This is a genomic window from Mucilaginibacter sp. PPCGB 2223 (assembly GCF_001705515.1).
Lineage (GTDB): Bacteria > Bacteroidota > Bacteroidia > Sphingobacteriales > Sphingobacteriaceae > Mucilaginibacter.
The window spans coordinates 834,774-847,887 of the sequence record NZ_MDJS01000002.1; the positions used below are offsets into that span (position 1 = coordinate 834,774).

Annotated in this window: 10 protein-coding genes and 1 tRNA gene; 1 reads left to right on the plus strand and 10 read right to left on the minus strand. The window is 43.7% G+C overall.

What is annotated here, in order from left to right:
- Window positions 1-87 precede the first annotated feature (87 nt).
- The 7 genes from BEL04_RS14020 to BEL04_RS14055 all read right to left on the minus strand — a co-directional run bounded on the left by BEL04_RS14020 (window position 88) and on the right by BEL04_RS14055 (window position 8,813).
- Window positions 88-1,242: a FecR family protein gene (locus BEL04_RS14020; protein WP_066004923.1), complete on the minus strand. Its 1,155-nt coding sequence runs from the start codon at window positions 1,240-1,242 to the stop codon at window positions 88-90.
- Between the two features lie 124 nt (window positions 1,243-1,366).
- Entirely contained in the window at window positions 1,367-1,942 is a 576-nt protein-coding gene (locus BEL04_RS14025; protein ID WP_066004925.1) for a sigma-70 family RNA polymerase sigma factor, read from the minus strand.
- A gap of 985 nt (window positions 1,943-2,927) precedes the next feature.
- Window positions 2,928-3,007: transfer RNA gene (locus BEL04_RS14035), tRNA-Leu, on the minus strand.
- Between the two features lie 21 nt (window positions 3,008-3,028).
- Window positions 3,029-3,553 (minus strand): Fe-S protein assembly co-chaperone HscB, encoded by a 525-nt coding sequence (gene hscB / locus BEL04_RS14040; RefSeq protein ID WP_066004930.1) that lies wholly within the window; start codon window positions 3,551-3,553, stop codon window positions 3,029-3,031.
- 78 nt (window positions 3,554-3,631) lie between these two features.
- Window positions 3,632-4,960 (minus strand): RIP metalloprotease RseP, encoded by a 1,329-nt coding sequence (gene rseP, locus BEL04_RS14045; protein WP_066004934.1) that lies wholly within the window; start codon window positions 4,958-4,960, stop codon window positions 3,632-3,634.
- 9 nt (window positions 4,961-4,969) lie between these two features.
- Entirely contained in the window at window positions 4,970-6,166 is a 1,197-nt protein-coding gene (locus BEL04_RS14050; RefSeq protein ID WP_066004936.1) for a 1-deoxy-D-xylulose-5-phosphate reductoisomerase, read from the minus strand.
- A gap of 178 nt (window positions 6,167-6,344) precedes the next feature.
- On the minus strand, window positions 6,345-8,813 hold the full coding sequence (locus BEL04_RS14055; protein ID WP_066004938.1) for a TonB-dependent receptor: 2,469 nt from the start codon (window positions 8,811-8,813) through the stop codon (window positions 6,345-6,347).
- Between the two features lie 211 nt (window positions 8,814-9,024).
- On the opposite strand from BEL04_RS14055, the gene BEL04_RS14060 reads away from it, so the two are divergent.
- On the plus strand, window positions 9,025-9,873 hold the full coding sequence (locus tag BEL04_RS14060; RefSeq protein WP_066004940.1) for a DUF4349 domain-containing protein: 849 nt from the start codon (window positions 9,025-9,027) through the stop codon (window positions 9,871-9,873).
- 33 nt (window positions 9,874-9,906) lie between these two features.
- Here the strand turns inward: BEL04_RS14060 and BEL04_RS14065 are convergent, their stop codons facing one another.
- From BEL04_RS14065 to BEL04_RS14075, 3 genes are read right to left on the minus strand one after another with little or no spacing between them, the layout of a single operon-like run.
- The gene (locus BEL04_RS14065) at window positions 9,907-11,406 is read right to left on the minus strand and encodes a GH3 auxin-responsive promoter family protein (RefSeq protein ID WP_066004941.1); all 1,500 of its coding nucleotides are present in this window, start codon (window positions 11,404-11,406) and stop codon (window positions 9,907-9,909) included.
- A gap of 2 nt (window positions 11,407-11,408) precedes the next feature.
- Window positions 11,409-12,137 carry a hypothetical protein gene (locus BEL04_RS14070; protein ID WP_066004942.1) on the minus strand — a complete coding sequence of 243 codons (729 nt, stop codon included), beginning with the start codon at window positions 12,135-12,137 and terminating at the stop codon, window positions 11,409-11,411.
- Window positions 12,138-12,141: 4 nt separating this feature from the next.
- A complete protein-coding gene (locus tag BEL04_RS14075; RefSeq protein ID WP_066004943.1) occupies window positions 12,142-13,110 on the minus strand; it encodes a glycosyltransferase family 2 protein in 969 nt (322 codons plus the stop codon).
- Window positions 13,111-13,114: the final 4 nt, after the last annotated feature.

The following is a 13,114-nucleotide window of genomic DNA, read 5'->3' on the forward strand; positions in this document are numbered from 1 at the left end:
AGGTGTTGTAAACTGATCCAAAGTACATGCCGGGGGTGTTGGTAGCACCTCCGGTTCTTTTTTTGGAATAGTTAGGCAGGAGTCTGTTTATTGCATAACTATTACCCTCCTTCCTTCAATTTTAAAGTGTATCTGCCCGGTCAGTTCTAATTTTCCAAGTAATTCGGCGGCGTTCTTCTCGCGGGAAATTGAACCTCCGAACCAGTCCTTTGAAATAGGCCCTTCATAAGCCACTTCAACATCATACCAGCGCGATATTTTTCGCATAATACTTTCAATATGTTCGTGATTAAAAACAAAATATCCGTTTTTCCATGCTGTGGCCTCTTCTGTATCAGCACTCTTGTCTATCACCAGGCCTGATGCGCTGAGTTGTGCCTGATCTCCCGGTATTAACAATGCCTGGTTCTGGGCGGCAGTTACCTTAACTTTTCCTTCAATCAGGGTTGTATTAGTGGTCGGTTCATCACTATAGGCATTAACATCAAAGTGGGTACCCAAAACCTCTACCACCTGTTTTGTGCTCACTACCCTAAACGGCTTGGACGGATCTTTAGTCACTTCAAAATAGGCTTCACCGTTTATTTGCACCCTTCTCTCTTTCGCGTCAAAAGCTATCGGGTAAGTGATAGACGATGCAGCATTGAGCCAAACTGCTGTGCCATCGGGCAATACAATTTTATATTGGCCGCCCCTGGGAGTAGTTAAGGTATTGGTTTCGCTTACCTGGCCTGTCTGTGCGGCGCTGCCGGCGCGATAGCTTAATTCTTTATTGATATTTACAGCTACCAAACGCCCCTGACTGTCTCTTACCTGTTTAGCTTGGGCGCCATCTAATTCAATAACTTTACCGTTTGATAATGTGAGTGTTGCCTTGTTGCCAACTGGCTTGAATTTTACGGCTTTAACCAACTCTGTATTGTCGCCTTTAAACAATGTGAGCCTTACAAATAGCGTAGCCACTATACCAATTGCCAGGAGCAATATTGCCGCTGCCGCATAGCGCCAGGTATTACTTGGTTTCTTTTTTAGTGCAACAACTTTAGGTTGGGCTTTATCAAATGCGAGCGTTAAGTATATTTTACTTCGCAGATCATCTTCCACTTCCTTTTCATCATTGTCAATATGGATCGTTGAATCATCAAAAGAATCAAACCACTGATAAAGTGTCTTTATCTCCTGATGGGTTGCGTTTCCTTCAAGGTATTTTTTAGTAAGAATTTTAAACCGATCCTGATCCATTACCTGCAGAATTTAACTTTTGTTATAAGTAACAAGCCCAAACTTGGGGCATTTTACTGTATAGTACGCAAAAGCTCAGGCAACCCTATGTTGTTTTTTTAAATTTTTTAGCAAATAAGCTGTTTTATGAATATAAAAAGGGAAGAATTAGCAAAAAGAAGCCCTTCAAGGCGACTTTCAGGTGTTTTAATGCTTTAGTGATATGCGCTTCAACCGTTTTTTCGGACAGATTCATTATTTCGGCTATTTTTTTATTGCTCAAATGCTGATCTCGGCTGTATTTAAAAACTATCTGACATTTTTCCGGAAGCTTGTTAACTTCCTTGTTTAAATACTGTTTTAAAATATGATAGTCCATTAACTGGAATTCTTCGGGCTCCGACAAAGAGGTATCGGCCTGTAAAATTTTAGTATCTACCTGTATTTTCTCGTGCAATTTATTCAACTGCCTAAAAACCGCGTATCGTATAGAAGTACCAAGGTAATAGGAAAGGTTTACTACCTTAAGTTCTTCTCTCCGGGTCCATAAACTAACCAGTATATCCTGAACTACGTCCTCCGATGCCTCCTTTGTTCTAAGACGGTTATAGGCAATGCCGTAGAGCTTTTTCCAATACCGGTTGAAAATTTCATTATATGCCTGAATATCGCCCTGCTGCAGCCGCAGTAACAATTCTTCATCGCTTAAATTAATTTTCATCGTTCACGTTCTATCTAAAATACTAATATAAGCTTAATAATTATTTAATCACGAATCAATGTAAATCAGCCGGTTTCAAAAATGACATTGTAAAGATTTTTTTGTTTGTATATTTGTAAGTTAAACTTACAAATGAACCTGCCAAACGATATTAACCTGGCATCAGACCTCCGAACGACAATGATACGGCTGGTAAAAAAACTTTGCAAGAAATAAGCTGGAAATGACGATCGCTTTTTTTGCACCTGGCCCGGCGAATGCGAGGCTAAATAAGACAAACAATGCACTATACCGTTAAAACGATTTGTACACTGCGACGAGTGCGGCAAGCCGATGCGTGGATATATTGTTCAGGCAAAGAACCTCTATTACTACAAATGCAATAACATAGGATGCTGCAATAACACAAGCGCAATAAAGCTTAACGACGCATTTGCCAAGAAGCTTGATGATTATGCGCTTGTCGAACATGACGACGTAATACCGCTCATTAAAATGCAAATGATGGCAACGTTTAATCAACTGACCGTAGAATACCGCGAAGAAGCCAAGGCATTGCAGCAACGGCTCAATGATGTCAACAGGAAGCACCTGCGTTTAGAGGAACGATTCATTGAAGAAGAAGTATCGGCGGAACTGTTCGAGAAGTACTCAGAAAAGTACAAGGCTGAGCGCAAGGACATCGAAGCCCAATTGTCGCGATCAGACATGCAGGTGTCGAACCTTGGTGCGTGCGTTGAAACGGCTATCAAAATCGCCACGAAACTGCCCGCCACATGGCTTTCTGCCGATTATTCCACGAAACAACAATTGCAATATTTGGTATTCCCCGAAGGCGTTCGGTTTAGCAAGAAAAATGAGGGGTGTCGAACCGTAAGGGTGAACTCGGTATTTGCCCAAATTGCTCTTTTAAAGCAGAATTTGGCACAAAAGGAAAAAAGGCATATCAGTTTTAATTCTGAAAATGCCTTTTTATCCTCTTCCGTACCCAGCGCCGGAGTCGAACCGGCACGGTTTCCCACAGGTGTTTGAGACCAGCGCGTCTACCAATTCCGCCAGCTGGGCATGCAAAGCAACATCGGTTGCTTATAAGCGGGCTGCAAATGTATTCAAACTATCCTTAATTCGCAACAGATATTTTTGTCTAAAGTAAATATCCTTAATGGCCAGCAGCTCCTTTTGTTTTATGGTTGCATCATCGGTTTGGTAATTGGCCGTATGCCGGGCAAACTCCGAGTTCAAATCATTTTCAAAGTCATCAATCTGTGTTTTAATATTAGCCAGTTGCTGCGTGTCCTCAGCTTCGGTCAATGCTTCATTCAGCTCCATCATCTCCATCAAAAAAGCCGGAGAAAGTTCATATTTTTCCCCTTCTTTTAACAGATCATGTTGTTTTAGGATATATTCCGTTCGCCTGGCCTGGTCGCCCAAAACCTGGAAGGCTTTATTATTCAGCGTTGACAGTTCGAGTATTTGCTGCTGCTTGGCTTCATCTTCGGTAGCATAAAAATCGGGATGATACTTTTTGCTTAACTCGTAAAACTTCTTTTTTAGCGCTGCCGCGTCAACCGCAAACGATTCGGGTATCTCGTAAAACTCAAAGTAGTTCATGGTGCAAAATTAAGGTAATTATACAACAAAGCCTCTTTCTGCTATACAAAAGAGGCTTTGTTTACAATGCTTCAAGAATTATTTGTGCGTTGCTGCCCTGAAGATATCTGTACCGTAAATAAACACCATCAGCGTAATCAAAATTACGAAGCCGACAAGTTGTGCGCGCTCCATAAATTTATCGCTTAAAGGTTTGCCCTTAATCATTTCGATGATCAGGAACATGGCGTGGCCGCCATCCAATACCGGTATAGGCAGCAAGTTCATCAGGGCCAAAGCCATCGATAACAAACCCACCAGGCTCCAGAAACGCGTCCAGTCGATCACGCCGCCAAACATTTTGGCAATACCAACCGGGCCGGCAAATGCTTTGGTCGCTTTTACTTCGCCTTTAAATACTTTACTTAAACCTTTTGCATTATCGCTGAAAGTACCCCAGGCCCGGTTTGCGCCTACCGGCAAGGAGCTAAAAAAACTATAATTTATCGTCTTTTCGGGCAGCGCCTTTACTTTATTGCCATTAAAACCAATGGTGCCGTCTGCTCCCACAAGCGCGGTAAGATGCTGCACCGAGTCGAGCCGTTTTACTGTCAGATCGATATTTTTATTAGGATTGGATCTGATCTCATCAACCACCTGATCGTAAAATGCTGTAGGTTTACCATTCACAGCCAGGATGCTGTCGCCTGCTTTTAAACCTGCTTTTTTTGCGTTGCTGTTTGGTATAACCGAGTCGACCTTAAACTTTGTGCGCGGCAGAACAAATTCGCCGATACCATCATCCGATACATTATTCAAAATATCGGCAGGGACCAAAATTTGTTTGGTTTCACCATCGCGTACAACTGTAAGCACCGAATTGCCCATCAGCACTTTTGAGCTTAACAGGTCATCAAATTTGATCAGTGGTTTGCCGTTAACTGCAGTTATCTTATCGCCGGCTTTAAGGCCGATGTGCTTGCCGATTTTGCCGGGAGCAATACCGTATTTCAAGCTGTCGTTAGGTATATAGCTTTCGCCATAGCGCAGAGTGAGCATCCAGAAAATGAATACACCCAGCACAATATTTACAAAAATACCGCCCATCATTACAATCAGGCGTTGCCAGGCCGGTTTTGAGCGAAATTCCCAGGGCTGAGGCGGGCCGGCCATTTGCTCGGTATCCATCGATTCGTCTATCATACCGGCAATTTTTACGTAACCGCCTAAAGGCAACCAGCCAATACCATACTCAACACCTTTGTAGTTAAACTTAAACAAGCTTACACCCCAGGCGTCAAAAAACAGATAAAACTTCTCCACCTTTATTCCAAAAGCGCGCGCCGCTAAAAAGTGGCCCAGCTCATGCAATATCACCAAAATTGAAAGGCCCAGTAACAGTTGGGCTACCATTATAACTACAGTCATCTGTTTATATCAAATTGTTATTGCCGCCAGCGGCATTTGTTTTATTAAATTTTGCGCTAATATGCGGGTTTCTTTATCAGTATTCAAATAATCGGCCAATTGTGGTTTTTTAATGAAACTCATTTTTTGCATACATGTTTCAATCACCGTGGTCATGGTTAAAAAGCCCAGCCTATCGGCTAAAAAGCCCGCAACTGCAACTTCATTGGCTGCGTTTATGATGCAGGGCATATTACCACCCTGGTTGAGCGCTTCGTATGCCAATGCTAAATTACGGAAAGTATCCAGGTCGGGTTTTTCAAAACTCAGGTTCGGATAGTCCATAAAGTCGAAACGCTTGAAGGTGTTTTTTACCCTTTGCGGATGTGCTAATGCATATTGTATAGGCAGGCGCATATCGGGCAACCCCATTTGCGCTTTTATCGATCCATCCTCAAACTGCACCATGCTGTGAATAACGGATTGCGGGTGCACCACCACGTCGATCTGCTCAAAGCTAACATCAAACAGCCATTTAGCTTCAATAACCTCGAGGCCCTTGTTCATTAACGAGGCCGAGTCGATCGTTATTTTAGCGCCCATTACCCAGTTAGGATGATTAAGCGCCTGTGCACGGGTAACATCGGCCAAAAACTGGCTGTTCTTGCCACGGAACGGCCCGCCCGAGGCGGTAAGTATGAGTTTTTCGATCGGGTTATTTTCTTCGCCGGCAAGGCATTGAAAAATTGCCGAATGCTCCGAGTCGACTGGTAAAATATTAACATTATGCTGCTTAGCCAGGTCAGTCACCAGTTCGCCGGCAACCACCAGGGTTTCTTTATTAGCTAAAGCGATGGTTTTACCCGCTTTAATAGCAGCAATTGTAGGCTCCAGACCCGCAAAACCAACCAGAGCAGTAAGTACGGTATCTATCTCGGGGTGGGTAACAACTTCAGTAATCGCACGGTGCCCGTTCAATACTTTAACCGGCAGGTGTGCAAGGGCAGTTTTTACAACGGGGTACTTATCGTCATCGGTAATAATAACATAGGCAGGTAAAAAAGCTATGGCTTGTTCGATAAGTTGGGCAGAATTGCTTTGCGCAGTTAATACATAAGCTCTGAACAGATCCGGATTGTTGTTGATTACCTGTAGGGCTTGTGTGCCGATGCTGCCTGTTGAACCCAGCACGGCTATGTTTTTTACTTTATTATTTTCCTGATGCATCGGTTACCACCACGCCCAATAGCGCTTAAAAATTAAGATTACAAAAGTATCACTATTAGTTAATATATCAGGCATTTAAAGGTATCAATTAAAATTAAAAAACGAAAGAAGCCATGCCGTTTTGTGGCATGGCCCGGGTTAACATAAGCAGATGTAAGGGTAAAATTAACCGGCCAGGTTAAAATTTATAGCTCAATGTGGTTAAGAACTGAGTTGGTGGGATAGGCGTAACGCTGTAATTATCGTGTATCAGGTAGTTCATGGTATTGGTTACATTGGTAACACTTGCCAGTAACGATAGCTTTTTATAAGTATAGCCTGCCGAAAGATCGAGCGTTGCAAAACCGCCTACAGGTAATAAACGGTTATACTTTTGTGTCTGGCCGATGGTATTATTGTAGCCCGCATAACGGAAACCGGTGTAAAACGCCGATGCGCCAACTTTAAAGCCTTTTAACTTTGGCCCATCGAAAGTGTAGAATAACGATCCGTTGGCGGTATTACTTGGATTAATTACGATAGGTTCGCCATTCAGGTTAGATCCCGGTAACCCGGTCGAATGCGAATAGTAAGCATGGTTATAACCGTAGCCGGTGATAAAGTACAGGTTTTTCGACAAGTTGCCGGTAATGTCAATCTCCAAACCATCGCTTGTAGTTTCGCCGGTCAGCCGCCTGTAGGTTGTTGATGTTGTTGGGTTGCCATTCAGGTCGACCAGCGCCGCTACCGAAAGGTTGTTGTTTACAATGCGGTAAACACTGATATTGGCCGATAGCTTACCATCAAACAGAGAATTTTTTACACCTGCCTCGTATTGGTTAACAATGGATGGGGCAGTGTTTTGTTTGGTAGCTACATCGATACCGGTATTTACTACAAAGTTATTGGTATAGCTTGCATAAACAGATGTTGTACCTACAGGCTGATAGATGAGGGCTACTTTTGGTGAGAATGCATCGTCAAAACGGGTGGCTGTTGTACCCCGGTCATTGGTTTGTTTGGTATAATCAAACAGGTAAGTCTGTTCGGTTTTTTGGATGCTGTAACGCAAGCCGGCCAATACTTTAAATTTATCGGTAATACCGATCAGGTCCTGCGCATAATACCCATAACGATACGACGGTGATTTGGTTAATGTCGTAAGCGATGCGTTGGGGACATCAGTACGTTGTGCGCCATCATCCAGACTTACAGTATTGATCAGATCGTAATAGGTTACGTTAACGCCGTTAACTTTGGTGGTAATTAATCCGGGTATGCTATAAGCATTGCTGTAGTTAAGTACCTTGGCAGCATCCGTACCTATTAAAAGATTATGCGACAAAAACCCGGTTTTAAACTTGCCGTTCAGGTTGACCTGAGCGGTCAGGTCGTCTTCGGTGGTGTTGGCGCGCGCCAGCGAACGGTACCAGTTGCCGCCTGCCGTCACTACATTCGGGAGGCTCGATCCGTACGAATCGATCTGGGTTGCTTGTGCCGATGTTAAAAAGGCCAGGTTCCAGTTATCGCTGAGCTGGTGCTTTAAGGTAAGTGTGCCTGTATACTGATTCATGTGGCTGTACGCCCAGTTGGTATTGATAAATTCGGAGCGCGAAATGTTTTTCGGTAATGCCCGGCCCGAGTCGAGCGATCCCAGGCCCCAGTCGGGCGTCAGGTTCGACTTTAAAAACTCTGTAGATAACAACAGGCTTGTTTTTTTGCCGATGTTATACAAAAACGAGGGGTTAACATAAAAACGTTCTGTTTTTACACTGCTGCGATAGCTGTTGGAATTTTCGTAGGTGCTCACCACGCGATAAGCCAGATCTTTGCTGATAGGGCCATAGATATCAAAACCGGGTTTATATAAATTGTAACTGCCATAACGCATGGATACTTCGCCGCCATTCTCGAACTTGGGCTTTTTGGTCACCATGTTAATGATCAGGCCGCCCGATACGTTGCCATAAAGCAGGGCCGAACTTCCTTTTAATACCTCTACAGCTTCCAAGGTGCTGGCTTCGGGGAAACCGGCAGTATTAACCAGCACACCATCTTTAAATACACTGCCTGCGCCGCCGCCAATACCAATACTGTAGCCACGGGCGCTGTAGGTTTCGCCAACACCGCCGCGGGTTTGTGTAAGCGTTACGCCGCTCACGTTGCGGATAGCATCGCCGAGGTGATTAATCTGCTGGTCCTGTATCACCCGGTTGGTAACTATCCCGGTACTTTGCGGCAAATCAAGCGGACTGATATCAGCCTTACCCAGGCTAACTTTGGTGTTGTTTAGTGTCTTGCGGGCGTTAATGGTTACCTCGTTCAGCTTAGCCGAGGTTTCGGCCAATGTAAAATCTATCATTGAAGTTTTACCCGAGGTTACCGTCACGGTCTTTTCCTGCGGTTCGAGACCAATGAATGAAACTTTTAACAGGTATGTACCCGCTTTAATGTTTTGAAGAGAGTACTCGCCCTGCTCGTCGCTGCGGGTGGCTTTATTGAGCTCTTTGATGCTTACGGTCACAAATTCGGCAGGCTTGCCATCGCTCGTTGTAACATGTCCTTTAATATTGCCGCCGCTAAACTCGGCAGCCATTAATATCGAGTTTGCCAACACAAGCATAAGCAACAGGGTTGTTTTTAACAGGTAAGGTAGTTTTGTTTTCATTGTTATTATTTAGACTAATTATAAACAATGCAAATAAAAAAAGAAAAACTTAGCCATGCAAATTTTATTTAGATTAATTATAAATAATGTAAAAACCCTGTTTTTTAACGAATTGACGGTGTCATCGTAATAATTCAGTTACCCAAGGCAAAGCATGGTCACCTTTTAACAGGTCCCTGCATTAATAATAAACCACTAAATTTTAAAAATTATGAAAACGAAGATTATTTGTTTAGGGGCATGCTTTGCCATTTTTTTGGCGGCCTGCAGCGGAAGAAAAGAAGGTTACAACGCTGCAAATGCTACCGATTCGACGGCGGTTTATACAAAATCCGATACCTCGGCTTCGCCCAAACTGATCAAAACGGCCAACATGCATTTTAAGGTGAAAAATGTACAGCGCGCCTGTGAGGATGTTACCAGTTTAACCACAGGTTACGGCGGTTTGGTGATGCATCATACTATGCAATCGTCGCTCAATAAAAACTACGAGAGCCCGATAAGCCGCGATTCGGTATTGCATGTATCATCATATAACACAACTGCCGATATGACTTTGCGCATACCATCTGGCAAAATGGAGGAGTTTATGAATATGGTGGGCCGCATGGCGATGTATATCGATGCGAGAAATATGGATATTGAAGATAAAAAGCTCGATTATTTGTCGGCCGGCTTAAAAATGAAGAACCAAACCGATATCGTTAAGCATCAGAACGCGGCTGCAAACCAGGGGCAAAATATCCAGAGCATCAAAAACGACCTGATAGACGAAAAAGTAAATGCGCGCCGCATCGATTCGGAAACTAAATACAGCACCATCAGCCTAACCTTTTATCAAACCAATACCATTGTTAAAGAGGTTACTGTGAATGATGACCCATCAAGCTTCCGCGAACCTTTTTTAACGCAATTGGGTAACTCGATGGCTACCGGCTGGTCGGGCCTGAACGATGTAGTCGTATTTTTGGCAAACGGATGGGTGTTATTTGTGCTTGCCGCGATAGCCTGGTACGGATACTTTATGTACAAAAGGAAACAAACGGCCAAAGTTGCTTAATAGATTTGACAACTTTTTAAAAGTTATCAAATCTTATACGATGTACCCCGCCAGCTCATCGGCAATCTTACGGTCGTTAGCCAGGCGGGGTACTTTATTTTGCCCGCCTAATTTGCCCTGGCTGCGCATGTAGCTGATAAAGGCATCCTTACGTAAACTTCGCATTTGTAATGGTTGTAATATGCTGCCTTGTATCAGATCAAAATAATAGATGTTCTTTTTCTGTAATGCCTCGTCAACTTTCAGGCTAAAGGCCGTTATATCTTTTGGTTCGCGGCCAAACTCAACAAACCATTCGTGGTAAGGCAATTCGCCTTGCGGCGGATTAACCTGCGGTGCTACCGTAAACTCAACAATATCCACGCCTTCGGCTTTGGCTACGCTCAGCAGGGCCTGCTCAACCTCTTCGCCTATCACATGCTCGCCAAAGGCGCTGATGTAATGTTTGATACGGCCGGTTACTACAATTTTATAAGGATTTTTAGATACAAACTTTACCGTATCGCCTATGCTGTAGCCCCAAAGCCCGGCATTGGTGTTCAGTATCAGCGCATAGTTTTTATCCAGCTCAACATCTGCCAAGCTCAGGCGGGCAGGGTTGGTATCAAAGTATTCCTCAACCGGGATAAACTCGTAAAATATTCCCGAATCGGCCAGCAGCAGCAGGCCCTTATTTTTTTGCGAGTCCTGGAAAGCGATAAACCCTTCCGATGCAGGGTAAGTTTCGATGGTATCTATCCCAAAGCCGATGCTTTCTTCTATACGCGCGCGGTAAGGTTCGTAGTTTACGCCGCCATATACAAAGAGTTTAAAATTTGGAAAGATGTCTTTGATCTTTTTACCGCCTGTTTTTTCCGATAGGCGGTCGAAATACATCTGGCACCAGGGTGGTATGCCCGATATCAGCCGCATATCCTCATTCAGCGTTTCATCAACAATCGCATCGACTTTCTCTTCCCAATCCTCAATGCAGTTTACCTCGTAGCTGGGCTTGCGGTTTTTTTGCAGGTATTGCGGTACATGGTGTGCCACAATGCCCGAAAGCCGGCCAGTTGCTATGCCATGCTTTTCGGCCAGGACCGGGCTGCCCTGCAAAAATATCATGCTGCCATCCACAAAACCGGCTTTACCTGTTTCGTGAATATAGCTTAGCAAAGCGTTGCGTGCAGCTTTGATGTGCCCGGGCATGCTTTCTTTACTGATCGGGATGTATTTGACACCTGATGTAGTGCCCGAGGTTTTTGACAGGTATAATGGTTTGCCGGGCCACATTACATTGTCCTCGCCGTGTGTTATCCGGTCGATATAGGGCCGCAGCTCTTCATAATCGCGGATGGGTACTTGTCTTTTAAAATCCTCGTAGGTTTTTATCGAATGGAACCCGTGATCTTTACCAAATGCAGTATTTGCCGCGTGGCTGATCAATTGATAAAAAATTTTTTGCTGCAGAGCCACCGCATTTTTGCGCAGCCTGTTTATCCGGATATTGACAATAGCGGCAAAAGGTTTGCTTAATGCGGCCTTTAATCCCATAGTTAAACAGTTTCGGTAACATCGTCGTCCACATCCTGGTGGCTGTACACCAGCTTGCGATAGGTTACCATGAGTATGATATTAACAAATGGATAGCTGAAAATAATGAACAGCGACGCGGGAGGAAAATATTGTGATAATTGTGCCGGAACTGCAATCAAAAGCATAATTATGCCTAAAATAGACAGTACCTTTAAAAGGTAACCTTTGGTAAGCTGAAAGCTTTGTTTTAGTGATTCTATCGGGCCGGAGTCATCGTCGACAATAAAAGTGTTGAAAAACATGATCCTTAAAATAAGGTAGAGGCCGCCAATAACGCTCGATATAAATAGTAGCTGGTTTAGTATTTCGTTGGTGACAAAATTCTCGAGCAACAGTTTAAAAGTTACAAATACTATCGCAAAAATAAAGGCTACGGCAAGGTAACTCAGTATCATTTTAACCTTAGGCACTATTTGAGAAAACTCAAATTCGTAAAGCTCGCTGTCAATCAGGGTAAATATTAATTTATATAACCCGAGGGTAGTATAGGCCTGCACAAAAAGCATCAGGAACGAGGCAAGCATGTCTATATAATAACTTCCGGGAGGCACAAAAAATTCAACGATAAACGCCAGTGCCGCCAGGATAAGGAAAACGATGACCGAGTAAACGATAATGGTAATGAAATTATTTTTAAAAATATTCCATGCAGTTTTTAGGGTATCCGCAATAGAAAAAGGATGGTACATGCTTTTACTTTTTATTAATTATCACCCGCTTCCACATATCCTGCATAAATCCCAATCCGTAAGCGGTTAACTGAATAACCGAGGCAATAATACTCAAAAGTGCAACTTTTACCGATTTATTTTGAATTAGCGAATGAAAAAATATCAACAAAATGTAAACCGCGAAAAAGATATCGAATAATTTGCCCAGCGGCGGATAAGCAAAATTGAGGATAATCGTCATAAAAACGCCCAGGGTGAACACCGCCGGGAAAAAATGAACCAGTTTTAACTCGCCGGGGAAGAATTTATAAATGTTGATGCGCGCCCGTCCGAAAAAATGCAGCTGTTTATAAAAGCTGATAAAATTTGTCCGCCGTTTGTGATAGACGATGGCTTTAGGAATGAGCCCGATCTTAAAACCCATTTTATGGATGCGGATGCTGAACTCGATATCTTCGCCCAGGCGGGTAATGATATAACCGCCGGTTTTTTCCCAAACCTCGCGCGAGATGCCCATGTTAAAACTACGCGGATGGAACTGGCCGATGCCTTTTTTATTGCCGCGTATCCCGCCGGTGGTAAATGGCGAGGTCATGCTGTAGCTGATGGCTTTTTGCACCGCTGTAAACGAAGTATGCGCACCGTCGGGTCCGCCGAAAGCATCAAGCGGGTGCTCGTACAGGTAATTCCTAACGGTCTCCAGATAGTTTTCTGGTATCAGGCAATCGCTGTCGAAAACAATAAAATAATCTCCTTTAGCTTTGCCAAAGCCATAATTGCGGGCAAAGCCCTGGCCTTCGTTAGGTTTTGCAAAATACCTGATATCGAGCCTGTTGGCAAAGGTCGCCACCACGTTCTTCGCATCATTTACCGATCCATCTTCGATAACCAAAACCTCAAACTGTGTATAAGTTTGCGCTGTGAGGGTTTGCAGCAGTTCTTTGATCTCCTGCGGACGGTTATATAAAGGTATGATGATGGAGAAAAACATGTTT